The organism is Actinoplanes sp. NPDC048988, from assembly GCF_043197815.1.
Classification (GTDB): Bacteria; Actinomycetota; Actinomycetes; order Mycobacteriales; family Micromonosporaceae; genus Actinoplanes.
The window spans coordinates 240,896-267,245 of sequence record NZ_JBICTW010000005.1 but is presented as its reverse complement, the minus strand read 5'-3'; the positions used below and the strand labels follow the sequence as shown (position 1 = coordinate 267,245).

The window sequence follows — 26,350 nt, the reverse complement described above, 5'->3', positions numbered from 1 at the left end:
ACATCACCAGATGCGGGTACGGGCGGTGCCGGAGGCCAGCGCCGACACCGGGCCGGCCGCGGCCGCCGAACCGGACGGGCGCCGGGCGCCGGTCAGGTCGACGTCGATGACGGCCGGGGTGCCGTCCGGCTCCTCGAAGTCGGCGTCGGCGAAGCGGACGCGCTCGAAGTCGCCACCGCCGACCGTCACGAACGCCGCCTGGTCGAAGTCGGCCGGCAGGTCGGTCTCGAGGTAGACCTCGTCGCCGTCGGTGACCACGCGGACGGTCGCGTCGCCGATGACGTGCGGGTCGGTCTCGCCCGCGAACGGCCGCGCGCCGCTCGCGTACACGTTGCCCTTCGCGTACACGGCCTGAAGCACGTCGAGGTACCGCTGGTGGTCGCCCGGCGGCTGCTCCTCGATCCGCTGAAGGTACTCGGCGAACGACGCCGGATGCTCGTCGTAACCGGCCAGGCCGTACGACGGGGCCGCCTCACCGTCCCCGCCGTGCCCGTACGCCTTCTCGAGGTCACCGCCGAGGAAGATGTTGCCGACGTAGCGGTCGTCGCCGCCGCGGATGTACGCGTATCCGGCCACCTGGGTGCTGTGCGGGACGTGGTACGGCGTGGCCCGGTCCATGACCGCCTCGAGGCGCACGGTGCCGGCGAACAGGTTGCCGACGAACGCGCCGCCCTGGCTGAACGACTCGTACGACGCCTTGGAGGCCAGCACGTTGTGGTCGACCAGGAAGGGACCGTGGCTGACCTCGATGAACAGGTCACGGTTGTTGTCGTAGAACACGTTGCGGCTGACCCGGGTGCCCTGGGTCTGCCAGTCGAGCCAGATGCCGAGCGACGTGTCGTGGATGCGGTTGTGCCGGATCTGCACGTCGATCGCGGCGTGCAGCTTGATGCCGCCGATCTCGTAGCCGTAGTACTCGCGCTTGAGCGCGATGTTGTAGATGTGGTTGTCCTCGATGGTCGAGAAGACGCAGCCGAGGTGGCCGACGATGCCGTTCTGCCCGCAGTCGAAGATGGTGTTGCGGCGCACCACGTGCGAGCCGATGTGCTCCTTGTCCCAGCCGATCTGCCGGGCCGAGAACACCGACTCGAGCTGGTACTGGTACCCGGGCTTGTCGCGGCGCTCGGTGGCGTAGTTGTGGCCGGTGGAGGCCTCCTTGCCGAGCGAGACGGCCGAGGTCTTGGCGTCGTGGATGACGTTGTCCTCGATGATCCAGCCCTTGGCCCAGTTCGGGCCGATCAGGCCGGGCTGGTCGGCGGTCGGCGGGGTCCACGGGGTGGCGGCCTGGGCCAGCTCGAAGCCGCGCACGGTGATGTAGTTCAGGTGCGGCACGTCGGGATAGAAGACCGACCGCCGTACGTTGATCTCGGCCACCTCGGCGTTGGGGTCGGCGCCCTGGAAGTTCGCCCAGATCGTGGTGATCTCAGCATCGACGCTCGCGAACCAGACGAGCTGGGTCTGCTCGACGTTGCGGACGGTGTCGTCGACGGCGGTCCAGTTGTCGAGCACGGTGGTGCGCGCCGGCGGGTTGTCGAGATCGGCGCGGGAGGCGGCCTCGTAGAACGAAAGACCGTTGAGGTAGACGTCGCCCAGGTGCTTGTGGGGCGCGCCGGCCGGGTAGACGATCCAGTCGCCCGCCACTTCCTCGGCGTACGGATTGAACTCTCCGAAGAGTGAGTTGGGCACCTCGGCCTTCCAGACCGGGCCGCCGTCGTTGACCCAGTTCGTGATCCGCTCGGAGCCCTTGATCACCACGTGCTCGCCCTCGGCGGCCGTGTAGGTGATGCGCCGGGCGTCGCTGAGGCCGCCGCGGCGGGGCTTGACCCACTCGCGGTACTCGCCGGCGTGCACGATCACGGTGTCGCCGGGACGGGCGAGCTCGGCGGCCCGGTTGATGGTCCGGAGAGGCTGCTTCTCGGAGCCCTCGGCGTCATCGGATCCGGTCGTCGCCACATGGAGGAGCGTCATGTCAGGCCTTTCATGAAGGAGGACCGGCCCAACGTAACTTTTCGAAATATTCTCAGTCAATACTCGAAAGTTTCGAGGTCGACTTCCGAACGATGAGTTCGGTCGCCAACTCGATCCGCGGCGACTCCAGCCGCTCGCCGGCGGCCAGGCGCAGCAGCCGCCGCATGGCGACCCGGCCCATCTGGGAGAACGGCTGCCGTACGGTCGTCAGCGGCGGCGCCGACCACTGCGTCACCGGCATGTCGTCGAAGCCGATCACGCTGACGTCGGAGGGGATGCGCAAGCCGAGCGTGCGGGCCGCCTCCATGGCGCCCAGGGCCAGGGTGTCGTTGCACGCGAAGATCGCGGTGGGGCGGTTCGCCGAGCTCAGCAGTGCTGTGCCGGCCGCGAAGCCCGCGTCGAAGGTGAACGGGCCGGCCTGAACCAGACCCGGGTCGTGCTCGACGCCGGCCTGCGAGAGCGCGGCCCGGTAGCCGTGCAGCCGGGCGATGCTGACGCCGCGCTCGGGCGGCCCCTCGATGAAGGCGATGCGCCGGTGACCGAGCCCGGTGAGGTGGGCCGTGGCCTCCATGCCGCCCTGGAAGTTCGTGGCGCCGACGCTCGGAACTTCCGCCGACGGCACGTCGTGCGGGTCGATGGTGACGATCGGGACGCCGCGCCGGGTGAAATGCTGCCACTGCTCGGCGGTGATGCTCGAGGTGACCAGCACGATGCCCGCGCGGTGGGCGCTGTGCGGGCGCGCCGGCGCCAGCCCCACCACCACGTCGACGTTCTCCTCGGCGGCGGCGTCGATGGCGCCCTTGAGGATCTTGAGGTTGTTGGGCGTCTCCATGCCGTCGAAGACCAGGTCGACGCTACGGACACCGGCCGGCGCCGCCTGCTGCCGGCGCACGTAGCCGTGCCGTTTCAGCAGGGCCGCGACGCGGGCCCGGGTCTCGGGCGCCACATCGGTCCGCTCGTTGACCACCTTGGAGACGGTGGACAGCGAGACGCGCGCCTCCCGGGCCACCGCCGCCAGGGTGGCCCGTTGCTGGTCTGTGCTCATTCGAAAACTATCGCAACGTTGCGAAGCCGCCGTCAACGCCGGGCGTCGGCGACCGCCCGTCCTCTCTCGGACTCCTCGAAGCGGGCCAGCATGGCCCTGACCTCGCCGGCGTCGGTGTTCGCCCCGAAGAGCTCGGTTCCGGGTTCCATCCGTACGCCCTCGGCCAGCAGCCCGGCCACGACCGGGTCGAAGCCGAGCGTGTCGATGAACCCGGCCACCTCGGCCACGGCCGACGGGTTGTCGCCGGCGAGCGCGATCGCCTTCCGGCCGGGCGAACCCGCCGTACGGGACTCGCCCTCGACGTCGTGGTAGCCCATGTGGTTGAAGGCTTTCACGACGCGCGAGCCGGCCAGGAACGCCTGCACGATCTCGCTCGAGGAGGTGCGCGGGTCGGTGAGGTCCTCGCGGAGGCCGTCCACCTCCCACCAGTAGTTCATGGCGTCGATCACGGTCTTGCCGCGCAGCGCCTCCACCGGCAGCGTCTCGTACTTGCCGAGCGGCAGAGCCAGGATGACGATGTCGGCCTTTTTCGCCGCCTCGACGGCGCTGACGGCCTTCGCGCCCGGCGTGATGATCTGAACGATCAGCGAGATCTTCGCGGGGTCGCCCGAGCCGGCCACCAGCACGTCGTACCCGTGCGCCACGGCCAGCCGGGCCAGCACCGTACCGAGCTTGCCGGCCCCGAGGATGCCTACTGTCGTCATCACTTCTCCGAAATCATGTCGCGGACCATGGGCACGACCTTCGAGCCGTACAGCTCGACGGCGCGCGAACGGTCCTCCACCGGCTGCGCCCCGACCGTGTAGATCAGGTCGAAGCGGCCGACGTCGAGGGCCGTCACCGCGCGGGCGATCTTGCGGGCAACCGTATCCGGCGATCCCACGTACAGCGAACCGCCCTCGACCTCGGCGTCGAACTCCGCGCGGCGCAGGGGCGGCCAGCCGCGCAGGGCGCCGATCCGGTCCCGCTGCTCCTTGTAGTACGGGTAGAACTTCTCCTTGGCCAGCTCGTCGGTGTCGGCGATGAAGCCGGGGGAGTGCATGCCGACCGGATGGGCCACGGTCCCGAGCTGCTCGGCCGCGCGCCGGTAGAGGTCGACGTACGGGGCGAAGCGCTCCGGCTGCCCGCCGATGATGGCCAGCATGAGCGGAAGACCGTGCCTGGCCGTACGGACGACCGACTGCGGCGACCCGCCGACACCGACCCAGGTGCTCAGCCGGCCCGACTCGGTCTTGGGGAAGACGTCGGCGTCGGCCAGCGGCGCCCGCGTCGTGCCGCTCCAGGTCACCGGCTTCTCGTCGAGCAGCTTCACGAACAGGTCGAGCTTCTCCTCGAAGAGCACGTCGTAGTCGCTCAGGTCGTAGCCGAACAGCGGGAACGACTCGGTGAAGGAGCCGCGGCCCAGGATGACCTCGGCCCGGCCGTTGGAGAGCGCGTCGACGGTGGCGAAGCGCTGGAACACGCGTACCGGGTCGTCCGAGCTGAGCACGGTCACGCCGGAGCCGAGCTTGATCCGCTCGGTCCGGCCGGCGATGCCGGCGAGCACCGTCTCCGGGGTGGAGATGGAGTATTCGGGCCGGTGGTGCTCGCCGAGCGCGATGGCGTCCACGCCCAGTTCGTCGGCCATCACGGCCTCGTCGGCGACCTGCCGGATCGCCGCCGCGTGGGTGAGCCCGGCGGGTACGTCGCCGAAGTTGTCCAGACCGAAGATCATGACCGCTCCCAGGAATAATTGACGTGTCAATCGCTTATGCTGGACACGTCAACTACAGGAGGTCCAGGTTTATGCCCGGCACCCGCAGGCTCCCCACCCGGGACCAACTCGCCGCGTGGCGCGACTTCATCGAGACCACCGAGGCGCTCCGCTCGCGTGTGGGTGGAAGGCTGCACGACGAGACGGGACTCTCGCCGGGCGACTATGCGGTCATGCTGGCCCTCAGTGAAATGTCGGAGATGCGCTCCTCGGACCTCGCCGCCCACATCGGCTGGGAACGCAGCCGCCTCTCCCATCACCTGGGCCGGATGGAGCGCCGCGGGCTGATCCAGCGGGAGGACTGCGCCACCGACAACCGAGGCGCTTTCGTGCGGCCGACCGCCGCCGGCACCGAAGCCTTCGACGCCGCCACCGTCCCCCACCTGAAGGCTGTCCGCGAGCTCTTCGTCGACGCCCTGACCCCCGCGCAGATCGCCGCGGCCGCCGAGATCGCCGCCGCGCTGCGCGCCCACCTCGACCAGGCTCGACCCTGACGCGGCGTGAACCCCCGGCACTCCCGCATCGGCCAGCCGCCGGGCGGACCCGGGCCACGTCACCCGCGGCCAGGGAGTGTTTGGGAAGTCATCGGAGCCATTCGCCGATAGCGGCTGTGCGGACGGTGGCGAGGTAGCGAACGGCGAGCTTGTCGTAGCGAGTGGCGACGGCTCGGTGCCGCTGGAGTCGACTGATGCCACGCACCGAACTGCGGACTGTCACCGGCCTGCCCGGCAGTGACCAGCATCGACAGCGGACGCTGGCCTTGCGCGCAGGCCATTTCTGAAAGTCCCAAGGTCCATATCGCTCGGGCATGTCACGCCACGGCGATCCGGTATGCACCCGCCACCGGATCGCGTTGATCACCGTGCGCCGGTCCCTCGGCGGACGTCCCATCCGCAGCTCGGGCAGCACAGCCTCGAGCTGAGCCCATCGATCGTTCGTCAGGTCACCACGCGCCACGCATGCTCAACGAACAATCAACATTCCAAACACTCCCTAAGTCAGCCGTAACGTCCAGCGGTAGGCCTGCACGAGGCGGGTGTCGAAACCGGAGGCCGAGCCCCACAGGAAGATGCGGAAGCGGCGGTAGAGCTCGTCGCCCCAGCGGGCCACGATCTCCTCGCGTCGGGCGTCCAGGCGCTGGGCCCAGGCCCGGCACGTCAGGAAGTAGTTGTGCCGGTCGTCCTCGACCGTGAGCAGCTCGAAGGGCGAATGCGCGACGTGCCGGAGGTACGAGTGCAGCAGCAGCGGCGCGGAACGGCCCGGGTAGACGTACTGCTTGAAGAAGGTCGAAGCAGTGTGTTTGCGCCGCATCGCCAGAGCGTCGAGATAGACCCTGCCCTCGGGGCGCAACAGGCGGGCGTACGTCTGAAGGGTCGCTCGGTAGTCCGGAAGGTGTTCCGTGACGCCCATGTTGACGATGGCGTCGAAGGGGCGGTCGTTCTGGTAGCGCAGGATGTGCTCGCGGACCACGGTGACCGGCAACTGCTCGCGGTCGAACAGGTCCTTGAGGAAGCGTTCCGACTCGGCCGCCAGGGTGACGGTCGTGACGTCGATGCCGCGCCGGGCCGCGTGCTCCGAGAACGCGCCCCAGCCGCCGCCCACCTCCAGCACCCGGTCGCCCGGCTTGACCTGGATGGCGTCGAGCGCGAGGTCCAGCTTGCGGGTCACCGCCTCCTCGAGCGGTTCGTCGTCGGCGGCGAAGACACCCTGCGTGTAGCAGCGGTGCCGGGTGTCGAGGAAGGTCAGGAAGAACTCGGAGTCCTCGTCGTAGTGCTGGGCGATGGCCCGGTTGTCGTGCTCCGTCTTGCCGTGCCACAGCGACGGCATCCAGCGCCCGAGGAAGGCGACCGGGTGGATGTCGGAGAAGAACTCGCGCATGCTCAGCGCGGCGGCCAGATCACCGTCGACGTCGAGATGACCTCGCAGGTACGCCAGCGCGACCTGGAGCTGGTCGAGGGAGGTCAGCGCGTCGCGGCCCTTGTCGTCGCGCACGATGACCGTGTAGCGCGGGGGCGCGTCGCCGCCGGCGCCGAACCTGTGGGTGGTGCCGTCGCGGTCCACGACCTCGAACGGTACGGGGGTGCGCTCGCGGAAGAACTCGTCGTAACGCCGGCCGATGACGTCGGCTATGCCTCGCCGCCTCATGCCGCGATCATTACACGATTTCCGTCTCAATTGAACGGTGGCCGATTGACGCCGTAGTGCGCGTGGATCTGCGAGGACCGCAGCTCGGTGCGCGCGACCACCATGGTCACCGTGGCCAGCACCATCCCGGCTCCCAGCAATCCCCAGAAGAGCTGACCGGCCGGCATCAGCAGAGCGAACAGCCCGCACCAGCCGACGGCGAGCGCGCCCGTACCGGCGGTCAGCCGCAACTCGTGCAACATGTCGTGCAGCGTGCGATGGGCGTCGACCTCGGTCCCGAAGTGCGACGGCGGCGACCATTTCTTGGTGATCCACAAACCGATGAAGGTGCCGAACCAGAACGCGCCGAGCCACAAATTCCAGGCGTGCACATTGCCGAGAAAGAACGCGCCCGGGATCTCCATCCCGGCGATCCCGAACGGCAACAGGCAGTCGAGGAAGGAGGGGGCCCAGCGCAACAGAATGCTGATAGTCAAGTAAAAATAGAAAACCGTGACCAGAACGAGGAGCATGGTGACGGCCTGTACGGCGACGAGCAGTCCCGGCCGGTCGAAGGCGTTCTCGGCGAGCAGTCCCAGCGCCACGCCCTGGATGATGCTGATGATCGTGATGAAGGCGGTCGGCGACACCTCGAGCGACCGCCGGATCAGCACCTCCCGGGTAAGCGCCTGAATGGCCTCACCGCGCTCGGGAAGATCGCCCGGATAAACCGGCGCGGCATGTGACGGCCGGGCCGCCACGGGTATGAAGTCACGCGGATTCACCGGCCGGCTGTCATAGTCCATCGGGGCCGCCCGGCGTCGTCGCCCCACACGCGATTCCGTTGCCACGCCAAACATCATGCACGCCGGGTCAATAGGCGCACTTGACTAGCCAGGACGCCTTTTCTGATCACCTCGAAATGCAATTCCGCAGGTCATCCCGGATACGCGATTTTCGTGCAATCACGCACCGTCGCACCGCCTTCACGGAGACGGAAGGGCTAGGCCCGCGTGTCTAGTACTCGCCGCACAAACGCACAAATCACCGGGCCCATCTCGTCGGCTCCTCGTCGCCTCGGCGGACGGCGCCGACGGTCTCCAGGTGGTGCAGGTGGGCCAGCGTCTCGCCCAGGGCCATGCGGCGCATCAGGCCGCGCAGGCTGTCCCAGCCCCGCGACCAGGTGAGCGCGGCCGCGATCTCCCAGGCGGTGGCCGCGCCCTGGTCGTCGAGGGCGCGCAGGATCTCCCGGTTGCGGTCGCCATGGTGGCCGATCATCGCGGTGGCCCGGGCGTCGATGCCGCGGAACCGGTATTCGTGCGCCGGCAGGGCCTCCTCGGCGGCGAACTTCCCGGTCTGTTCGAGCGATTCCAGGTACGGGGTCAGGGGGTCGCCCTCGTTCGCCGGGTGCACCGCGACCGTCGGGCTGATCCGGGGGAGCAGGTGGTCGCCGGTGAGCAGGACGCCGGCGGCCGCGTCGTGCAGGCACAGGTGGCCCGGCGTGTGCCCGGGCGTCCACACCGCCCGCACCGAACGACGGGTCAGCGGCAGCAGGTCGCCGTCCTCGATCACCCGGTCCGGCTCGGCCATCGACAGCAGTCCCCGCATGCGCTCCGGGCTGACGACCAGCCCGGAGACGTCGGCGGCCGGGACGCCGTGGCGCCGCAGCCACGCCCGGTCCTGCTCGGGCCGTCGGCCGCTCCACAGCCGGCTCGGCAAAGTGGCCGCCTCGGCCGGGTGCATGCCGATCCAGGCCCCCTGATCACGCAGCCAGCCGCTGAGCCCGTGATGATCGGGGTGGACGTGGGTGACCACGACGCCGGCGACGTCACCGACCGCGGCGCCCGCCGCCGACAGTCCCGAGGCCAGCGCGGCGCGGCCCGCGGGGGAGTCCCAGCCGGGGTCGACCAGCAGGACGCCGTCGTCCTCGCCGGTGAAGGCGTAGCTGATCGTGTAGCGCAGCGGGTTGTCCGGGATCGGCACGGGGATCGACCACAGGCCGGGGCGCACCTGCTCGACCGGCGGAAGGACGCGCTGCTGCCACGCCCGGTGCTGGGCGGTTCCGGTGACGATCACGCGCCGGCCCCGGCGGTGACCGAGTGCATCAGGAAGTCGACCAGCCGGCGGGCGTGCGCCGCCGTGTCGTCCGCGAGCTCCGCGCGCCGGTCCGGTGGGGTGGTCAGCGCGTGCATCATGGCCCCGCCCGTCAGCGTCTCGAGCAGCAGCGTGACCGAGGCCGCGGCCGGCAGTTCGCCGCGGGCGATGCCGCGCCGCACGATGGCCCGGGCGGCCAGGATCTGGGCCTGCCGCAGGGCCTCGTACTGCTCGGCGACGCCGGGGATGGAACCGGCCTCGACCGACAGGCGCAGCGCGGCCCGGCTCGACGGCCCGGCGTACAGGCCGAGCATCTGAGTGGCCAGCTCGACCAGGTCACCGTGCAGGGTGCCGGTGTCGACGTCGCTGATCCGGGGCAGGCCCTCGCCGAGGGCGTCCGTCAGCAGCGCCTGCTTGCTGCTCCACCGCAGGTAGAGCGAGGCCTTGCCGACTCCGGCGCGGCGGGCGACGGTCTCCATGGCGAAGCCGGCCCAGCCGGTGTCGCCGAAGACGTCGAGCGCGGCCCGGGCGATCCGGCGGTCGACCTCCGGGTCGCGGGGGCGGCCCGGCGAAGGTGAAGTGGCCACGTCTCTCCAGGTCCATTGCTGAACGGTTTCCGTCAGGATAACCTTGCCCGCAAGTGTGAACGGGAGTTGCCATGAGTGCGATCCTGGTCGGCGTCGACGGCTCGACGTCGTCCCTGCGTGCCGCCGCCTACGCGGCCGGCCTGGCCCGCCGGCAGCGCTGCCGGCTCATCGCGGTGTACGTGCGCAAGGGCCCGCCGACGATGATCCCGCTCGGCGACGACAGCGGCGCCGCCGCGGCCACCGCGTTCGAGGCGCAGGACGAGATCGAGCGCGAGTTGCGTTCCCATTTGCCCGGCCTGGGTGTCGAGGCGAGCTTCATGGTCCGTACGGGCGAGCCGTACGCCGAACTGATCGCCGCCGCCAAGGAGGCCAGGGCCGACGCCGTCATCGTGGGCAAATCGGCTAAGGTGCTGCATCGCATCGCCGGGTCGCTCGCGGTCAAGCTCGTCCGCTGCGGGCATTGGCCGGTCACCGTCGTCCCCTGACTCGACACGGCATGCATAATGTCATTATGGAAACCACCAGCCGCGGATCCCAGTTACTGCCGGTGCTCGGTCAGCTGGTTCGCTTCCTGCGCCAGCTCGAGGGCCCGGACAATCCCAGCCCCGTGGCGCTCTCGGTCCTGCGGCGGCTGGGCCGCGAGGGCCCCATCCGCCTGACCGACCTGGCCCGCCAGGAGCGGGCCTCCCAGCCCGGCATGACCCAGCTGGTCGGCCGCATGGAACGGTCGGGCCTGCTCAAGCGCCTCCCCGACCCGACCGACGGTCGCGGCGTCCTGGTCGAGACCACCACCGCCGGCCGCGCCCTCGTCGAACGCACCCACGCCCACTACGCCGCCACGATCGACAAGCTCTTCGACGACTTGGACAAGCCCGACCGCGACGCCATCGTCCAGGCACTGCCCGCCCTGACCCGCCTGGCCGAGTCGACCCACCGCTTCTGACCGCGATCGACCACGAACTCCAGGCCGGAGTCGACGGCGGAGCCGGTCGCGGCTCAGCGGAGCGACCGGCTCTGGCCGTCGGGCTGCTCATCGGATGCTCATTCGGTCGCGGCAACCTCGAACTCGAATGAGCCGCCGCTGGTGGTGGCCTGTCTCGAGGAGGACGTATGGACCTGCGGCTTGCCGGTAAGACTGCTTTTGTCAGTGGATCCAGTCAAGGCATCGGCTACGCCACCGCCAAGGCCCTGGCGGGGGAGGGCGTCGACGTGATTCTCAACGGGCGCGATCCGGGGAAGCTGGACAAGGCCGTCGAAACTCTGCGCGCCGAAGTGCCGGGGGTGGCCGTCAGCGGGGTCGCCGCCGACTTCGCGGTGGCCGCGGATGTCGAGCGGCTGTGCGACCGGCTTCCGCGCGTCGACATTCTGGTCAACAATGTCGGGCTTTTCGAGCTCAAGCCCTTCGCGCTCATCTCCGACGACGACTGGCGGCTGTACCACGAGGTGAATGTGCTCAGCGGGGTTCGGCTGGCCCGGCGGCTCCTGCCCGCCATGATCGAGCGGGGGTGGGGACGGGTCTTGTTCGTCAGCAGCGAGTCGGGGGTCGACGTGCCGGCTGACATGATTCACTACGGCGCTTCCAAGACGGCCGTGCTTGCTGTCGGTAACGGGCTCGCGAAGCTCACCAAGGGCACCGCCGTGACCGTCAACTCGGTGCTCGGCGGGCCCACCTACTCCGACGGCGTCGCCGCCACCGTTCAGGGGCTGGCCGGCAGTCAGGGGATTCCCGAGGAGCAGATGAAAGCGGCGATCATCGGCGCCAACCCGACGTCGCTGCTGGGGCGTTTCATCGAGCCGGCCGAGATCGCGGACGCGGTGACCTTCCTGGCCAGTCCGGTCGCGTCCGCGATCAACGGGTCATCCATGCGCGTCGACGGTGGCGTGCTCACCACCGTCCTGTGAACTAACGACCGGGGGTGCGGGCGATGTCGAGACCCGAGCCGTCGGCGGCGTCGGCGGCCACCGCGGCCGACTTCAGCTCGTCCGGCAGGTCGATGCTGGTGCGGAGCATGACCGGGCGCAGGGCCAGGGCGGCGATGATGCCGACGACGCCGATGACGGCCGAGATCAGGAAGATGTGGCCGGTGGCGTCGCCGTAGGCGGCGCGGACGATGCGCACGATCGGCTCGGGCAGGGCGGCCAGGTTCAGGCTGCTGCTTGCGTCGCCGCCGCCGGTGGCCGGGATGCCGGCCGCCGTGAGGCCCGACGTGATCTGGTCGGCCACCCGGCGGGCCAGGACGGCGCCCAGGACCGAGACGCCGATCGTGCCGCCCAGGGAGCGGAAGAACGCCACCGTCGAGCTGGCCGCGCCGATGTCCTTGAGCGAGACGCTGTTCTGCACCGCCAGCACCAGGTTCTGCATGCTCATGCCGACGCCCGCGCCGACCAGGAACATGCCGACGCCCATGTACCACAGCGGGGTCTCGTGGTCGATCGGCGACAGCACCGCGAAGCCGCCGACCAGGGCGATCGCGCCGGCCACGATGTACGGCTTGATCTTGCCGCTGGCGGTGATGAGGCGGCCCGAGATGATCGAGGTGACGAGCACGCCGGCCATCAGCGGGATGGTCAGCAGGCCGGCCTCGGTCGGGCTGTAGCCGCGGCCGATCTGGAAGTACTGGCCGAGGAAGACGGCGCCGCCGAACATGGCCATGCCGACGGCGAGGCTGGCCACGATGGCCAGGGCCGTGTTGCGCTCCTTGATGATCGGCAGCGGCACGATCGGTTCCTTGGCGCGCGACTCGACCAGCACGGCCAGGGCGAGCAGCACGATGGTGCCGCCGACCATGGTGTACGTCTGCCACGAGAGCCAGGCGAACGAGTCGTCCACGAAGGAGATCCAGACGAGCAGCAGGCTGACTCCGGCCGCGATGAGGAAGGCGCCCAGGTAGTCGATCTTCACGTTCTCGCGGCGCAGGACCGGCAGGTTCAGGGTGAACTGGAGCAGGATCAGCGCGACGACCGCGACCGGGACGCCGATGAAGAAGCACCAGCGCCAGCCCAGCCAGGACGTGTCGACGATCAGGCCGCCCAGCAGCGGGCCGCCGACGGTGGCCAGGGCCATGACGCCACCGAGGTAACCGTTGTAGCGGCCGCGCTCGCGCGGCGGGATCATCGCGGCGATCGCCACCTGGACCAGCGCCTGCAGGCCGCCGACGCCGATGCCCTGGAAGGCGCGGGCGCCGATCAGCGCGCCGGCCGACTGGCTGAAGCCGGCCACCACCGAGCCGGCCACGAAGATGACGATGGAGAGCTGGATCAGCAGTTTCTTGCTGAACAGGTCGGCCAGCTTGCCCCAGATGGGCGTGGTGGCCGTGGCCGTGAGCAGGGTGGCCGTGACGACCCAGGTGTACTGGGTCTGCGACCCGTTGAGCGAGCCGATGATCTTCGGCAGCGCGGTCGAGACGACCGTGCTGCTGAGCATGGCGACGAACAGCACCAGCAGCAGGCCGCTGAGGGCTTCCAGGGTCTGCCGGTGGTTCGACGGTGCGGGTGGTGCTGTGGTCATGCCGCGGCCTCCGTGGTGACGTGCGAGGTGGTGGCGCCGCCGAGCGCCTGGGTGAAGCGGTCGAGTCCGTGGCTGAACGTCGCGATCTCGTCGGGGGTCCAGTCGGCCAGGGCCTGCTCGATCCGGCGGCCGTACCAGCTCATGGCCTCGGCCATCGCGGCGTGACCCTTCTCGGTCACGACCAGGACGCTGGCCCGCCCGTCGTGCGGGTCGGGCTCGCGGGCGACCAGGCCGTCGCTGACGAGGGTGGCCACGGCCCGGCTGATCGTCGACGGGTCGAGCGCGGCGTGGATGGCCAGCTCGCGGGCGTGGCAGCCGGTGGCGGCCCGGTCGATCTGGGCGAGCAGGCCGACCAGTCCGGCCGGGACCGCCGGCCGTTCCGCCGACCGCTGGTGTTTCAACAGCCGGGTGACCTTGAGCAGTTGCTGCAGGCGTTCGGCTACCGCCTGCGTGGCGCCGTCCATGGCCCGTGCCTTTCTGAGGATTCGATGAATGCCACAGACAAGTTTCCTCAATACGTGCTCAGCGTGCAAGTTTTCTCATCGAGAAAGTTCTGCATCGGACAGTGACCATGGCGGCGCGCTGCGTACCGTAGAGGGATGTCGATGGGACGGCCCTGGCTCACGGTCGAGGCCGTGCTGGCGACGGTCGTTCTGGGGGCCTCGGTGGCTTATTGGGGTGTACGAGGTGATGACCGCGCCTTCTACACGTCCATGTCGGACGCCGCGCGCGTGCCGGCGGCGGTGAAGCCGGTCGAGGGAGCGTCCACCGGCTCGTACACCTGGGATTGCGGCCGCAACCAGAACGGCCACCGCAACACCGGCAATCCGGTCGTCTCGCCGGGCGTCGCCGGTCCGGCCCACCACGAGCACGACTTCGTCGGCAACCTCGGCGTCCGCGCCGACTCCCGCCTGGAGGATCTTCCCGGCCAGTCCACCAGCTGTACGAACGGGGACGCGTCCACGTACTACTGGCCGGTGCTGCGGCTCGGCACGACGAAGGAGCACCACGGGCCGGCGCTGGTGCCGACGTCGCTGACCCTGACCTACCTGGGCAATCCGCGCGGACCGGTCGTGGCGATGCCGCGCCTGCTCGTCGCGGCCGTGGGCGACGCGTACGCGTACACCAATAAAAATGGTTCCGCCCGCTCGGAATGGTCTTGCTCGAACACGCCGGACCGGACGACCATGAAGTACCCGATCTGCGACGACGGCGCCGAGGTGGTCAGGATCTTCGATTTCCCGAGCTGCTGGGACGGGCGCCAGCTGGACAGCGCCAACCATCGGCAGCAGGTGGTCTTCCCGGCGGCGGGCGGCGGCTGCCCGGCCGGCACGTTCGCGGTGCCACACCTCAAGATCTCGATGACGTACGCCGTGCCGGCCGGCCGCCGTTACCGCATCGACGCCTTCGACGGGCAGCGCCGCAGCCCGCTCACCGACCACGGCTTCATGGTCAACCTCATGCCCGACGACCTGATGAAACGCGTCGTGACCTGCCTGAACGCGGGACAGGCGTGCGACGGCACCACCGGTTCGAGATCAGGATGAACCGGCACCGTCGGCACGTCGTGTCTCTAGCGTCCGCAGGGAGGTGAAACATGAGCGAGCACGTCGATCTCGCCGGCTATCTCGTCGATACGCTCGGCCCGGAGCAGCGCCGGGACGTTGAACGACATTTGTCCGGTTGTGGCCAGTGCCGCGACGAGGTCGAATCGCTGCGGGACTGGCAGACGGCGCTGGCCGCGGTGCCCGAGGCCATGCTGATGGAGGGACCGCCCGACGGCGGTGACCTTCTGCTCCAGCGCACGCTGCGTCAGGTACGTCAGGAATCCGCCGGGCAGCGCCGCCGGTCCACGGCGCTGATGGCGTCGGCCGCCGCGGTCGTGGCGGTCGCGATCATCGGCGGCGGGGTGCTCGCCGGTCGCCTCACGGCCCCGGACGCCCCGGTCGCGCAACCGCCGATCCCGTCCGTTCTCCCCACCGACGTTCCGGGGACGCGGACCGGGACGTCGGTGGACCCCGCCACCGGGGCCCGGATCACCGCGGCCGTGGCGCCCGCGCCCGGCTGGGTGCGGGTCACGGCCGCGGTGTCCGGTATTCCGGCCGGTGAGCGATGCGTTCTCGAGGTCGTGGCCAAGGACGGGTACGCCGTCCAGGCCGGCAGCTGGATCGTGTCGCCGGCCGGTGAGGCCGGCGGCACGACCCTCAACGGCAGCGCGCTGATCGATCCCGCTTCGGTTCAGGCCGTACGGGTGGTCAACACGTCCGGGAAGCGGTTCGCCAGCGTGAACCTCTAAGGCGCGATGGCCCAGAGCTGGCAGGTGTTGTTGAGCCACATCCAGAGCTGGGCCTTCGTGCCGTTCGCGGTGCCGCAGTTCTGGTCGTCGAGGACCATGCCGCTGTTCTCCACGACCAGCTCGTAACGGCCGTTGCCGGCCGGGATGACCGCCCACTGCTGACACGTGTTGCCGAGCGGCTGCCACAGGTTGACCGCCGTGCCCAGGGCCTGGCCGCAGTTCACGGCGTCGAGCACCTTGCCGCTGTTGACGTTGGTGATCGTCCACTTGTTGGCGCCCACGTTGGTGAAACGCCACTGCTGGCACGTGTTGCCCAGCGACTGCCACACCTGCACGCCGGTGCCGTTCGCGGTGCCGCAGTCGACCGCGTCGAGCACCTTGCCGGCGGCCAGGTTGGTCAGGCGGTAAGCGGCCCCGTTGACCGGGAACGTGACGCTCTTGCCGTAACCGACGGCGACGATGTTGGCCTGTACGGAGTTCTCGGTCGCGTCCGAGGGATAGCCGCTGGTCATGACACCCTCGAAGAACGAGCCGACCGACCCGTTGCTGTTGTCGCCGCCGATGCCCAGGATGATCGCGCCCTGCTTGGTCATCGGGCGGTATCCGGACTGCGTCGGCAGCGCCCCGTTGTACTGCGTCTTCAGGCCGCCCGACTGCGCGTTGCCGTCCTTGATGGCGTACGTCGAAGTGCCGTTGTTCTTGAGAACCGCCGTGACGAAGGCGCTGTTGCGCCCGGTGTTGGCCGTCCACGACCCGTTGCCGCCGGCGAACAGGCCGTTCTCCAGGTCGGCGGCGACCCGCGGACCGGCCGAGCAGGGCGAGAACCAGCACAGGTTGCCGAAGTAGATGGCGTCCATGTCGCCGTTGCCGGTGTCCATGTTGTTGGTCTCGGCGTTGCCGTAGTCGAAGCAGCACCGGTCGTTGACGTGGGTGCCCTCGGTGACCATGTACATGCCCTCGGGCGCGCTGCCGGTGGCGATGCCGTTGGTGGCGTTGTTGCGGTAGCCGTTGCCGGCCGAGATGTAGACGCCGTACACCTTGTGCCCACCGGCCGTCACGGGCAGGGCGGCCGCGTTGGCGCCCTGGTCGGCGGTCGGGTTGGCCCCGCCGCCGGGCGCGATGGTGAGGTCGTTGTGCCGCGTGGTCTGGTCGTAGATGCGCACGATCGTGCAGTAGGTGCCCGAGCAGAAGGAGTCCTGCGCGGCGGCGTTGGCGTAGCCGCCGGCGCTGAGCACCCCGATGTTCGAGGTGGCGCCGTCCGACCACCGCCGCACCTGATAGAGCGACCCGCCGTACGACCCGAACAGCGCCCGCGTCGTGCTGTGCGCGGCCACGCAAGGCGTGCCCCCGCCGGCATAGATGTCACACGGCCCGGTCCCGGCCGCGCTGGCCGCGCCGCCACCGGCCACCAGCCCGCCGGCCGTCAGCAGCAGCACCGCCGCCGTTCGCCACAGTTTCATGGGATCCCCTTTCGCGTACGCGCGAAGCAGCTCTCGCCACCTGGGGAGTCACGCGGCTGTGAACGTTAACAAGGGTTTACGCCTTTAATTCACGCATGTCAATACCGGGTCACCTGGAAAGATCAACGGCATGCGAGTCGACGGTTGACGAGCTGCGGCGGTGACCTCCACCTCACGTTCCCGGCAGTGGCTGCCTGACCGGCTCTCTCGTACAGTCGGGTGAGCCGGCGAAGGGGGAGAGAGTCATGCTGGACCACTTCCTCTGGTCCGTGATCGTGGTGCCACCGCTCGTGGTGCTGGCGGTGCGCTGGCTGGCCGACCGGCTCGCGCCGTTGGCGGCCGCGCGGGCCGTGGCCTGGTCGGCGCTCGCCGTGGCGGCGGCCAGCACGTTCAACCTGGTGCTGTTCGCGCTGCACGCCGTGGCCGAGATTCCGGTCGTCGGCCGCGCGTTCGGATGGTCGACCCGGGTCTTCTACCAGGACACCGAGCGGGTGCCGTTCGTGCCGTGGCTGAGCATCGCGCTGCTGGCGTACGCCGTGATCGCCCTGGTCTGGCGGCTCCGGCGCCACCGCCGGGTGCTGGCGATGATCCCGGCCGGTGACACCGCCGGTGGGCTGGTCATGGTCGACGACGACGAGGCGCGGGCGTTCGCCGTGCCCGGGCGGCCGGGGCGGATCGTGGTCACGACCGGTATGCGGGACGCGCTCACCGACCGGCAGTTCGAGGCGCTGCTCGCGCACGAGAACGCACACCTCGCCGAGCGGCACCACCGGCTGGCCCGGGCGGCCGACCTGGCGGTGGCGGCCCACCCGGCGCTGTGGTGGGTCGGCCGGCACGTCGACTACCTGATCGAGCGGGCGGCCGACGAGCGGGCCGCGGCCGAGCTGGGCAGCCGCACCGTGGTGGCCCGGGCGATCGGGGCGGCGGCCCTGGCCGGTGTCGCCCCGCGCACTCCGGCCCACCTGCACGCGGCGGCGGCCGGCGGCGTCGTTCCGCGCCGGGTGGCCCGCCTGCTGCAGCCGAGCACGGGCCGGGCGCCGCGCGTCCTGTACGCGCTGCCGGTGGCCCTGGCCCTCGCCTCCGTCATCTGGACCGGCGAGGCCACCCTCGACCTGATCGAGCTGTTCATCAGCGCCGCCCGCTGAAGCCGCCGCCCGCTGAAGCCGCCGCCCGCTGAAGCCGCCGCCCACCGAAGCCGCGCCGGCTGAAGCCGCCCGCGCGGTGAAGCGGCCGCGTGATGAACGCCGCCCTCTTCGCCGCGCGGTGAACTCTGCCGCCTCGGCCGCGTTGTAACGGGGCATGCGAACAACCCTCACCGCCTCGATCGGCGTGGCCGCCGCCCTGCTCGGCGGCGCGCTCGCCGCCTCGCCGGCCGGCGCCGCCCCGGCCACGCTCCGCGCGAAGATTCAGGTGTGTGCCCACGGCAACTACACCGCGTACGCCAAGGTGGTGACGAGCACCGGCAGCTCGATCAAGCTCACCCAGGTGCCCCAGGGCCAGTGCTGGACCGACAGCGTGCTGGTCGACTCCGGCACGTACAAGGTCTGGCTCTTCGGTCTCTACAACGTGAGCCACAAGGGCTTCAACGTGAACCCGTCGGGCGGCGCGGCCCTGACGAACATCGGCTCGACCACCACGCCGCTGCCGGTCGGTTTCGAAGCTGTCGGCACCACCACCGCGCCCAACTACAAGGCGCGCATCCTTCAGTGAAAAACTGGGGCCGTGAGTTTCCACGGCTGGCCGAGTGAGGCGCTCGAGTTCTACGAGGGGCTGAGCGCCGACAACTCGAAGACGTACTGGACCGCGCACCTGGAGTTCTACGAGCAGCAGGTGCGCGGGCCCATGCAGGCGTTGCTGGACGAACTCGAACCGGAGTTCGGTCCCGGCAAGATCTTCCGGCCGTACCGGGACGTGCGCTTCAGCACGGACAAGACCCCGTACAAGACGCATCTCGGCGCCTGGCTGGAGTTCGGCGGCTATGTGCAGCTCTCGGCGGACGGCCTGGCCGCCGGCTCGGGGATCTACCACATGGAGGCCGAGCAGCTCGACCGTTACCGCCGGGCCGTGGCCAACGACCTGACCGGCCCCGAGCTCGCGAAGATCATCGCTGATCTCAAGGTCGGCGTCGCCGGCCACGACAGCCTCAAGACGGCCCCACGCGGCTATCCGAAGGACCACCCGCGCGTCGAGCTCCTGCGCCACAAGGGCCTCTCCACGTGGCAGGACTGGGAGCCCGCGCCCTGGCTCGGCACGCCCGCCGCCAAGAAGCGCGTCGTCGGCTTCTTCCGCGCCAGCGAGCCCTTGCGTTCATGGCTGGACGGAAACGTTCGTTAAGAGGACGGATACGGGGAGTCGGCCAGCAGGCGCGCGACGTGGGCCACGTTCGCCGCGAGGGTCTTGGTAGCGGCGCCCGTCGTGTCCGGCTTCGGGCCGGCGTCCTTGTAGTCGACCTTGCCCATGGCCTCGCCCACCCAGTAGGTGGACGCGCCCGCGGGAATCGTGAAGCCGACGTCGTTCAGCGCCTGCAGCACCTCGGCCGTCACGTGGTGGGCGCCGTCCTCGTTGCCGACCACCGCCACCGCCGCGACCTTGCCGTACATGGAAGTTCCGGAGATCTCCGCGTCCAGCCGCTCGAGCACCATCTTGGCCACGCTCGACGGCTGACCCATCCAGATCGGCGTGGCCAGGATCAAAATCTGGGCATTCAGCAGCTTTTCCCGTACGCCGGGCCAGCCGTCACCCGCGCCCTCGTCCACGCTGACGCCGAACTTGACGCCCAGGTCGACGACGCGCAGGACCTCGCCCTCCACGTCGTGGTCGGCCAGGGCGGCCAGTACCTCCCGGCCCAGCAGCTCACTGCTCGACTCGTCCTCGGACGACTTCAGGGAACAACCCAGCACCAGAGCTCGCATGCGCCCTCAGGTGCCCGATCGGGGTCGCGGCAAACTCAGGATGTGGTCACGCGGTAGATGGCCCCGGCCTTGTCGTCACTGACGTACAGCGCCTTGTCCGGACCGGCGACGGCCGCGACCGGCCGTCCCCACCGCGACCCGTCACCGGCCTGGAAGCCGGTCAGGATCGTCTGCTGGGGACCGAGCGTGTTGTCGCGCCAGGCGAAGAACGAGACCTCGGGCTCACGCGGCGGCTGCCGGTTCCAGGAGCCGTGGATGCCGACCAGCGCACCCGGTCCGAGCGAGCCGGCCTCGCCGAAGGCCAGGCCCAGCGGAGCGGAGTGCGCACCCATGCCTTGCTCGACCGGCCGCAGCTGGGCGCAGTCGAGCTTGCTCCCGTCCGGGTTCATCTGGAAGTCCCGCACGAACGGCCGGTTCGTGTAGCTGGGCGTCTTCAGATCGGGGTCGGGATTGCAGTAGGGCCAGCCCAGCTCGCGGCCCTGGGTCAGCCGGGCCAGCGGTTCCAGGGGATGGTCATTGACGTACGACGTGAAGACCTTCCCCTGGTTCTCACCCTCGTACGGGTAGGCGATGTTGTCCCGGTTGTTCACGGCGGTCCAGACGGAGCCGTCGGGGGCGACGGCCAGGCCGGTGCCGTTGCGGACGCCGCGCGCGAAGGTGGCCGGCGGTCCGCCGCCGGGCGGCACCCGCACGATGGAGGCGCGCTCGGGGGAGGCGTCGCGGTCCTCGGCCGAGACGTTGCCGGTGGAGCCGATGGAGATGTAGACGGCACCGTCCTGCCCCAGGGCGACGCTCTTGAGCGCGTGCGAGTAGGCGCCGCGCAGCTCGGGGCTCTTCGCGTCGGGGAGGCCGCCGGCCACGACCCGCTTCCCGGTGGCGCGGCCGCCGGCGTACGCGTAGGAAGTGACCTGGTCGCTCTCGGCGACGTAGAGGGTGTCGCCGCGGAAGGCCAGGCCGTGCGGCTGGTTGAGGCCGCGCAGGAGGGTGGTCTGCGCGCCCTGGCTCACCGACAGGACGTCGCCGTACTTGGGCCGGGAGACGAGCAGCTTGCCGTCCGGGGTGAAGGCGAGCAGGCGGGCGCTCGGGACGCGGGCGTAGACGCTCACGGTCCAGCCCTGGGGCGCTTTCAGCTCGCGGTTCTCGTTGAACGGCGCTTCGCCGTTCCCGCCCTGGACTGGTGTGGCCACCAGGGGGATCGCCTTCGCCGCCGTCGTACCGCCCGGACCCGCGCCGCCCGGGCCCGCCCCGCTCGCCTGCGCGCTCGCCTGCGCGCTCGCCTGCGCGCTCGCCTCGGCGGCGCCCGCCTCCGACCCGCTCGCCTCCGCCGATTTCGTATTTGCCGGATCTGTTCCGGACGATGAGCTGCACCCGGCCAGGGAGAGCGCCAGGGATCCGGCCACCACCGCGCGCGTCATCGTCTTCATCGGCACATTTCTACCCACTGCCGACGGGATCAGTCCAGGCCCTGATACGTCCAGCTGATCGTGTTCTTGCCCTTGACCGAGCCGTCCTGGTTGATCGTGCGGGTCACCGACACCCGGAAGCCGCCCTTGTCGCCGCGCGGCTGGCGCGGCCCGGTCACCGACGAGACCTCGCGGTCGCCGGTGTGCCCGTAGATGCCGACCGTCACCGACGTGCCGGTGGTCCGGGCCCGGATGACGAACGGCGCGTCCGTGTCGTTCTTGATCACGTTGTCGATCGAGCGCCAGTCCAGGGTCGCCTCACGGCCCGGGGGATAGCGGCTGATGTAGAGCGAGTGCGGCTGGTGCTTCTCGATGTCGAGCCCGGCGAACCAGGCCGCGTTGAACAGCGTGGTCGAGAACTGCGAGACCCCGCCGCCGAGCTGGTCCTCGAGCTCGCCGTCGACGATCGCGGGCGCCGCCACGAAGCCGTTCGCCTTGGTCCGTTCCCCGGCCGCGTCGTTGAGCGAGAACGTCCCGCCGGCCGGCACCACGGTGTTGTCGATGAGCTCGGCGATCCGGTGGATGTTGGTCACGCGCGGCGCACAACACGGGTGGTACGTGGTGAAGGTGCCGATGAGCTGGTCGACCCCGGCCAGCTTGGGGTTGGCGTTCCCCGGCTTCAACGTCGTCACGCTCAGTTTCAGCGTCGTTCCGCCGTCACGGACCGTCTTCACGAGCCTCTTCACCGCGTCGCTGGTGTCCACCCCGCGCCCGGGCTCGCCTTTGTCGAGGGTCACGCCCTTGGTGGAGGCCTCGTACGACAAATCGCCCTTGCCGTCGATCACGGTCGGCGGCGGGGCCAGCTTGACCGAGGCGTCGCGCGGCTGCTTGTTGAACGGCTTCACCTTGGCGTCGAGCGCCTTCTTGGCCGCGCTCTCGTCAACGGTGATGACCGGCGTCACGTCGTGCCGCGACTTGCTGCCCGGCAGCCGCAGCCGCGTCATCTCCACGTCGTCGCGGGTGGCGTCCACGTCGAGCTTGATGCCGGCCTCGGCCGGATTGACGGCGAACCGCTCGTCGTCACCCACCTCGACGGTGATCGGCCGCTCGATCTTCTGCCGCACGGCGCCGTCGAGTTTGCTGGTCAGCTGCGCGTCATCAAGACCACCAACGGCAATTCCCGCCACGTACGTCTCGTCAGCCACCGCCGGTGACATCCGTATGAACGCGACCCCCAGCCCCACAGCGATCACGACCAGCGCCGCGACAACGCCCAGCACCCATCGCCAATGACGCCGGGGCGGCCGCGTCGGCACCACCGCCGACCCGGTCCAGCGCTGATCCTCGGGCACCGTGGGCATACTCATGAGTGGATCATGACTTGAAAGGTCAAGTAACCGCATCAGTAGATCGACTGCTTGTGACGAGCACCCCAAGAACCCTCAGCCGGGCGCTTCTGTACCACCCGGCACCCACTTACGTGCTTCGTCCCGAATCGCCCGAGCCAACTCCGCGCCCTCGGGCGCCCCGCAAACAGAGGCCGCACCGCTTCCTCTGACCTCCCTCTCGACGGCCGACTCATCCGCCGCATCCTTTTCCTCGGCGGCCGACTCATCCGCCGCGTCGTTTCCTTGGCGGTCGACTCATCCGCCGCGTCGTTTCCTTGGCGGTCGACTCATCCGCCGCGTCGTTTCCTCGGCGGCCGACTCGTCCGCCGCATCGTTTTCCTGGGGGCGGCTGACTCGTCCGCCGGGTCGTCCTCTTCGGCGGCTGGCGTATCTGCTGCGCCGTCCCTTTAGCGGTTGGCGAGCTCATCCGCGGCTGCTTACGCCGGGTAGGCCGCCTCCGCCACAGATCCTCGGCCGCGCAGAAGGTCGAGCGTTATGCGCAAGGCGCCGATGGCGTTCTCGGCCTGAGCCGTCCAGTCGTTCCAGTCCTCTTCCCGCGGCAGCAGCCGAAGCACCTCGTCGCCAGCCGGAAGTGCCCCATTTCTCCCGTCCGCGAGGCGCGCGCTGTCCGCGAGGTCCGTGCTGTTGGCGAGGCGCGCGCTGTTGGCGAGGCGCGCGCTGTTGGCGAGGCGCGCGCTGTTGGCGAGGCGCGCGCTGTTGGCGAGGCCCGCGCTGTTGGCGAGGCCCGCGCTGTTCGCGAGGCCCGCGCTGTTCGCGGGGCGCGCCCGGACGGTGTCGAGCGTCGATCGGACGAACGGGCTTTCGCCGGCCTGCTCCATCTCTGCGAAGCGTGCGTAGGCGGGGAAGAGTACTTCGACGCAGGACGCCGCGAACGCGACCGCCTGTCACTGGTCGAGCCGGGCCGGGTTCGCCGAGAACCGTTCGTCGGGCACGGGTCGAGGCTACCGAGGGTGACGGTGGTGGGCTACGCTGGCCGCCATGTCCGATGTGGATGGAGCGGGGAAGCTCGACACCGGTGTGCCGCACTCGGCGCGTCTCTGGAACTACTGGCTGGGCGGCAAGGACAACTTCGCGGCCGACCGGGCCGTGGCCGACCAGATTCTGGCCATGGTGCCGGAGATGGTGGCGTCGGCCCGGGCCGACCGGGCCTATCTCGGCCGCGTCGTGCGGTGGCTGGCCGGTGAGGCCGGCGTCCGGCAGTTCCTGGATGTCGGGACGGGGATCCCGACGGCCGAGAACACCCACGAGGTGGCTCAGCGGGTCGCGCCGGAAAGCCGGATCGTGTATGTGGACAACGACCCGCTCGTGCTCGCCCACGCCCAGGTGCTGCTGACCAGCGATCCGCGGGGGAGCACCGACTACCTGCAGGCCGACCTGCGCGAGCCGGACGCGATCATCGAGGGCGCACGCCGCACGCTCGACCTCGGTCAGCCGGTGGCGATCACCATGCTGGGCATCCTGAACTTCATCCCGGACGACGCCGAGGCGGCCGCGCTCGTGGCCCGGCTCGTCGACGCGGTGCCGTCCGGCAGCTACCTGGCGATCTCGCACCCGACCAACGAGATCAACGGCGAGACCATGGAGGAGGCGCTGCGGTTCTGGAACGAGGGCCCGTCCGCTCCGATGGTCCTGCGCAGCGCCGACCAGGTCCGCGCCCTCTTCGGCGACCTCGAGCTCGTCGAGCCGGGCGTGGTCAGCTGCTCCCAGTGGCGCCCCGACGACGCCACCGGCCCGGTGCCGCACTTCGGCGGCGTCGCGCGGAAGCCGTGACCAGGGCATAGCCTGGCGGGATGCGCGAGAACTGGCTGGCCGACGCCGTCCTGTACGAGATCTACCCGCAGTCGTTCGCCGACTCGGACGGTGACGGGGTCGGCGACCTGCGCGGCGTGATCGGCAAGCTCGACCACATCGCGTCGCTCGGGGTGGACGCCATCTGGTTCAACCCGTGCTTCGCGTCGCCGTTCGTCGACGCCGGGTACGACGTCGCCGACTACCTGCGGATCGCGCCCCGCTACGGCACGAACGAGGACATGGCCGAGCTTGTCCGGGAAGCCCGCGAGCGGAACATTCGGGTCATCCTCGACCTGGTCGCCGGCCACACCTCGATCGAGCATCCCTGGTTCCAGCGTGAACTGGCCGCCGACGGCCCCGACCCCGCGGGTGACCGCTACATCTGGCGGTCCGAACCGCCGGCCGAGGGCTGGACCGTCGACATTCCCGGCATTCCGGCCTGGGTGCCGTCGCCCGGCCCGCGCCCCGGCTGGTATCTGAAGAACTTCTACGACGAGCAGCCCGCCCTCAACTTCGGGTGGATCGCCGGCGACGGCGGCGATCCGGTCGACGCCCCCGGCCCGCTGCGCAACCGGCGGGCGCTGCGCGACATCATCGAGTTCTGGCTCTCCCGGGGCGTCTCCGGTTTCCGCGTCGACATGGCGTTCTCGCTGGTCAAGGACTACAAGATCACCGAAGGGGTACGGGCGTCCACCGACATCTGGCGCGAGATCAGGGATTGGATGGCCGCCGCCTATCCGGACGCCATTCTGATTCCGGAGGGCGTGGAACCCCGTACCGGAAAGCAATTGGCCTTCGACGCTGACTTCTTCCTGGTGATCAAGGAGGAGCACGCCAGCCTCTTCGACAATCAGGCCGCCGGTATCCTGCCTTTCCAGCCCCCACGCGACCCCTTTTTCGACGCCGAGGGCAAGGGCAGCACGCGTACGTTCCTGACCGCCTGGCACAAGGCCCGCGAAACCGACCCGCGGCGCCCCATCATCATGAGCACCGCCGACCACGACTTCGACCGCCTCTGCTGCGGCCCGCGCACCGCCGAGCAATTGGGCGCCGCCCTGACGTTCCTTTTCACGTGGGGCAACATCCCATGCCTGTACTACGGCGACGAGATCGGCATGCGTTACCTGCCGGACATGCCCGACGTCGAGGGCGCCGTATGCAACCCCCTCTACAACCGCGCGGGTTGCCGCACCCCCATGCAATGGGACGACACCCCCAACGCCGGTTTCTCCACGGCCGACCCGTCGAAGCTTTACCTCCCCATCGACCCCGACCCGAATCGCCCGACGGTCGCCCAGCAGAACGCCACCCTCGCCCTGGTCCGCGACCTGATCGCCCTCCGCAAGAAGACCCCGGCCCTGCGTTCCCGCGCCACCGCCGAGGTCCTCAACGAGACCTACCCCCTTGCTTATGTACGCGGCGGCACCCACCTCGTCGTCGTCAACCCCCGCCGCGAGCCCGCACCTTTCAGCCTGCCCCCGGCCACCGCTCTGCTGGCCCAAGGCGTGGGGGAAGACCAGGTCGAGGGCTTCGGGTACGGAATTTTCGAGCTCACCTGAGTCGCGCGACGAGATATTTCGGCGCCATCTGGCAGTAGCTTTCGGTGACCAGCTCGGCGATTTCGTCCCAGTCGCTGTGCTCACCGAGCACAGCCGCGGCGACGTTGTGCCCCCACGGCGCGCGAAAATACGGAAAGCCCCCGGCGACCAGCCCGTCCAAATCATCGAGCGGCACCCGAAACGTCATCACGACCGGTTCCTCACTCCCGGCCAGGTATGGCGCGTAAACCGGGAACCGCTCCACATCGGGCACGTAGACGTGGCCGATCGTCCGCTGCCGAATCCGCCACCGGACCCCGATCCAGGCCGGCTCCTCGTATGCCTCGGGCAGCTCCCGAAAGAGCACCCGCAGCCGCCCCAAAATCTCCGGCGGCACATCGAAAGAACCAGCCATGATCCCGACGATAGACCCACCCGGGCCCCGGGGTCCGTGCGGAACGA

The 26,350-nt window shown here is 69.8% G+C and carries 28 protein-coding genes; 11 read left to right on the top strand and 17 right to left on the bottom strand.

Annotated features, from left to right (window positions below; genetic code table 11):
- Window positions 1–3: 3 nt before the first annotated feature.
- From ACGFJ7_RS19210 to ACGFJ7_RS19195, 4 genes are read right to left on the bottom strand one after another with little or no spacing between them, the layout of a single operon-like run.
- Window positions 4–1,968, bottom strand: coding sequence for a right-handed parallel beta-helix repeat-containing protein (locus ACGFJ7_RS19210; protein ID WP_392642879.1), 1,965 nt, complete (start codon window positions 1,966–1,968; stop codon window positions 4–6).
- Between the two features lie 52 nt (window positions 1,969–2,020).
- Window positions 2,021–3,013, bottom strand: a complete 993-nt coding sequence (locus ACGFJ7_RS19205; RefSeq protein WP_360250774.1) for a substrate-binding domain-containing protein — start codon at window positions 3,011–3,013, stop codon at window positions 2,021–2,023.
- 32 nt (window positions 3,014–3,045) lie between these two features.
- Window positions 3,046–3,717, bottom strand: coding sequence for an NAD(P)-binding domain-containing protein (locus ACGFJ7_RS19200; protein WP_360250771.1), 672 nt, complete (start codon window positions 3,715–3,717; stop codon window positions 3,046–3,048).
- Window positions 3,717–4,727, bottom strand: coding sequence for an LLM class flavin-dependent oxidoreductase (locus ACGFJ7_RS19195; protein WP_360250768.1), 1,011 nt, complete (start codon window positions 4,725–4,727; stop codon window positions 3,717–3,719). Before ACGFJ7_RS19195 ends, ACGFJ7_RS19200 begins: the two co-directional genes overlap by 1 nt.
- 71 nt (window positions 4,728–4,798) lie before the next feature.
- On the opposite strand from ACGFJ7_RS19195, the gene ACGFJ7_RS19190 reads away from it, so the two are divergent.
- The gene (locus ACGFJ7_RS19190) at window positions 4,799–5,260 is read left to right on the top strand and encodes a MarR family transcriptional regulator (RefSeq protein WP_360250765.1); all 462 of its coding nucleotides are present in this window, start codon (window positions 4,799–4,801) and stop codon (window positions 5,258–5,260) included.
- A gap of 88 nt (window positions 5,261–5,348) precedes the next feature.
- On the opposite strand, the gene ACGFJ7_RS19185 is transcribed toward ACGFJ7_RS19190, so the two are convergent.
- From ACGFJ7_RS19185 to ACGFJ7_RS19165, 5 genes are all read right to left on the bottom strand, one after another.
- Complete coding sequence (locus ACGFJ7_RS19185; protein WP_392642878.1) at window positions 5,349–5,723, bottom strand: transposase; 375 nt, start codon at window positions 5,721–5,723, stop codon at window positions 5,349–5,351.
- 36 nt (window positions 5,724–5,759) lie between these two features.
- The gene (locus ACGFJ7_RS19180) at window positions 5,760–6,911 is read right to left on the bottom strand and encodes a class I SAM-dependent methyltransferase (RefSeq protein ID WP_360250762.1); all 1,152 of its coding nucleotides are present in this window, start codon (window positions 6,909–6,911) and stop codon (window positions 5,760–5,762) included.
- 26 nt (window positions 6,912–6,937) lie between these two features.
- The gene (locus ACGFJ7_RS19175; RefSeq protein WP_392642877.1) at window positions 6,938–7,741 is read right to left on the bottom strand and encodes a hypothetical protein; all 804 of its coding nucleotides are present in this window, start codon (window positions 7,739–7,741) and stop codon (window positions 6,938–6,940) included.
- A gap of 193 nt (window positions 7,742–7,934) precedes the next feature.
- A complete protein-coding gene (locus ACGFJ7_RS19170; protein ID WP_392642876.1) occupies window positions 7,935–8,966 on the bottom strand; it encodes an MBL fold metallo-hydrolase in 1,032 nt (343 codons plus the stop codon).
- The gene (locus tag ACGFJ7_RS19165) at window positions 8,963–9,571 is read right to left on the bottom strand and encodes a TetR/AcrR family transcriptional regulator (RefSeq protein ID WP_360250753.1); all 609 of its coding nucleotides are present in this window, start codon (window positions 9,569–9,571) and stop codon (window positions 8,963–8,965) included. Before ACGFJ7_RS19165 ends, ACGFJ7_RS19170 begins: the two co-directional genes overlap by 4 nt.
- 71 nt (window positions 9,572–9,642) lie before the next feature.
- On the opposite strand from ACGFJ7_RS19165, the gene ACGFJ7_RS19160 reads away from it, so the two are divergent.
- The 3 genes from ACGFJ7_RS19160 to ACGFJ7_RS19150 all read left to right on the top strand — a co-directional run bounded on the left by ACGFJ7_RS19160 (window position 9,643) and on the right by ACGFJ7_RS19150 (window position 11,473).
- Window positions 9,643–10,056: a universal stress protein gene (locus ACGFJ7_RS19160; RefSeq protein WP_392642875.1), complete on the top strand. Its 414-nt coding sequence runs from the start codon at window positions 9,643–9,645 to the stop codon at window positions 10,054–10,056.
- 26 nt (window positions 10,057–10,082) lie between these two features.
- On the top strand, window positions 10,083–10,514 hold the full coding sequence (locus tag ACGFJ7_RS19155; protein ID WP_392642874.1) for a MarR family winged helix-turn-helix transcriptional regulator: 432 nt from the start codon (window positions 10,083–10,085) through the stop codon (window positions 10,512–10,514).
- A gap of 167 nt (window positions 10,515–10,681) precedes the next feature.
- Window positions 10,682–11,473, top strand: coding sequence for an SDR family oxidoreductase (locus ACGFJ7_RS19150; RefSeq protein WP_360250744.1), 792 nt, complete (start codon window positions 10,682–10,684; stop codon window positions 11,471–11,473).
- Window position 11,474: 1 nt separating this feature from the next.
- Here ACGFJ7_RS19150 and ACGFJ7_RS19145 read toward each other — a convergent pair whose 3' ends face one another.
- Complete coding sequence (locus ACGFJ7_RS19145; protein WP_360250741.1) at window positions 11,475–13,079, bottom strand: MFS transporter; 1,605 nt, start codon at window positions 13,077–13,079, stop codon at window positions 11,475–11,477.
- The gene (locus ACGFJ7_RS19140) at window positions 13,076–13,543 is read right to left on the bottom strand and encodes a MarR family transcriptional regulator (RefSeq protein ID WP_360250738.1); all 468 of its coding nucleotides are present in this window, start codon (window positions 13,541–13,543) and stop codon (window positions 13,076–13,078) included. The genes ACGFJ7_RS19145 and ACGFJ7_RS19140 overlap by 4 nt, the downstream gene beginning before the upstream one ends.
- Window positions 13,544–13,678: 135 nt before the next feature.
- Here ACGFJ7_RS19140 and ACGFJ7_RS19135 point away from each other — a divergent pair, with 135 nt between their 5' ends.
- Both ACGFJ7_RS19135 and ACGFJ7_RS19130 read left to right on the top strand, forming a co-directional pair.
- Entirely contained in the window at window positions 13,679–14,626 is a 948-nt protein-coding gene (locus ACGFJ7_RS19135; RefSeq protein WP_392642873.1) for a DUF1996 domain-containing protein, read from the top strand.
- A 50-nt stretch (window positions 14,627–14,676) separates the two neighbouring features.
- Window positions 14,677–15,375 (top strand): anti-sigma factor family protein, encoded by a 699-nt coding sequence (locus ACGFJ7_RS19130; protein ID WP_392642872.1) that lies wholly within the window; start codon window positions 14,677–14,679, stop codon window positions 15,373–15,375.
- Here the strand turns inward: ACGFJ7_RS19130 and ACGFJ7_RS19125 are convergent.
- Complete coding sequence (locus tag ACGFJ7_RS19125; protein WP_360250729.1) at window positions 15,372–16,835, bottom strand: arabinofuranosidase catalytic domain-containing protein; 1,464 nt, start codon at window positions 16,833–16,835, stop codon at window positions 15,372–15,374. The genes ACGFJ7_RS19130 and ACGFJ7_RS19125 overlap by 4 nt on opposite strands.
- Window positions 16,836–17,080: 245 nt before the next feature.
- Between ACGFJ7_RS19125 and ACGFJ7_RS19120 the strand changes: the two genes are divergently transcribed.
- From ACGFJ7_RS19120 to ACGFJ7_RS19110, 3 genes are all read left to right on the top strand, one after another.
- Complete coding sequence (locus ACGFJ7_RS19120) at window positions 17,081–17,980, top strand: M48 family metalloprotease (RefSeq protein WP_392642871.1); 900 nt, start codon at window positions 17,081–17,083, stop codon at window positions 17,978–17,980.
- 154 nt (window positions 17,981–18,134) lie between these two features.
- Window positions 18,135–18,545, top strand: coding sequence for a hypothetical protein (locus tag ACGFJ7_RS19115; RefSeq protein WP_360250723.1), 411 nt, complete (start codon window positions 18,135–18,137; stop codon window positions 18,543–18,545).
- 12 nt (window positions 18,546–18,557) lie between these two features.
- Window positions 18,558–19,169: a DUF2461 domain-containing protein gene (locus ACGFJ7_RS19110; RefSeq protein ID WP_360250720.1), complete on the top strand. Its 612-nt coding sequence runs from the start codon at window positions 18,558–18,560 to the stop codon at window positions 19,167–19,169.
- On the opposite strand, the gene ACGFJ7_RS19105 is transcribed toward ACGFJ7_RS19110, so the two are convergent.
- From ACGFJ7_RS19105 to ACGFJ7_RS19090, 4 genes are all read right to left on the bottom strand, one after another.
- The gene (locus ACGFJ7_RS19105) at window positions 19,166–19,747 is read right to left on the bottom strand and encodes an NAD(P)H-dependent oxidoreductase (RefSeq protein ID WP_360250717.1); all 582 of its coding nucleotides are present in this window, start codon (window positions 19,745–19,747) and stop codon (window positions 19,166–19,168) included. The genes ACGFJ7_RS19110 and ACGFJ7_RS19105 overlap by 4 nt on opposite strands.
- Window positions 19,748–19,782: 35 nt before the next feature.
- Window positions 19,783–21,171 (bottom strand): PQQ-dependent sugar dehydrogenase, encoded by a 1,389-nt coding sequence (locus ACGFJ7_RS19100; protein WP_392642870.1) that lies wholly within the window; start codon window positions 21,169–21,171, stop codon window positions 19,783–19,785.
- Window positions 21,172–21,200: 29 nt separating this feature from the next.
- Complete coding sequence (locus ACGFJ7_RS19095; RefSeq protein ID WP_360250711.1) at window positions 21,201–22,517, bottom strand: VanW family protein; 1,317 nt, start codon at window positions 22,515–22,517, stop codon at window positions 21,201–21,203.
- A gap of 458 nt (window positions 22,518–22,975) precedes the next feature.
- Window positions 22,976–23,377 carry a hypothetical protein gene (locus ACGFJ7_RS19090; protein ID WP_392642869.1) on the bottom strand — a complete coding sequence of 134 codons (402 nt, stop codon included), beginning with the start codon at window positions 23,375–23,377 and terminating at the stop codon, window positions 22,976–22,978.
- 160 nt (window positions 23,378–23,537) lie between these two features.
- Between ACGFJ7_RS19090 and ACGFJ7_RS19085 the strand changes: the two genes are divergently transcribed.
- Both ACGFJ7_RS19085 and ACGFJ7_RS19080 read left to right on the top strand, forming a co-directional pair.
- Window positions 23,538–24,329: an SAM-dependent methyltransferase gene (locus tag ACGFJ7_RS19085; RefSeq protein WP_360250706.1), complete on the top strand. Its 792-nt coding sequence runs from the start codon at window positions 23,538–23,540 to the stop codon at window positions 24,327–24,329.
- A 20-nt stretch (window positions 24,330–24,349) separates the two neighbouring features.
- Window positions 24,350–25,909, top strand: a complete 1,560-nt coding sequence (locus tag ACGFJ7_RS19080; RefSeq protein ID WP_392642868.1) for an alpha-amylase family glycosyl hydrolase — start codon at window positions 24,350–24,352, stop codon at window positions 25,907–25,909.
- Here ACGFJ7_RS19080 and ACGFJ7_RS19075 read toward each other — a convergent pair.
- The gene (locus ACGFJ7_RS19075) at window positions 25,902–26,303 is read right to left on the bottom strand and encodes an MmcQ/YjbR family DNA-binding protein (protein ID WP_392642867.1); all 402 of its coding nucleotides are present in this window, start codon (window positions 26,301–26,303) and stop codon (window positions 25,902–25,904) included. The genes ACGFJ7_RS19080 and ACGFJ7_RS19075 overlap by 8 nt on opposite strands.
- Between the last annotated feature and the right edge of the window lie 47 nt (window positions 26,304–26,350).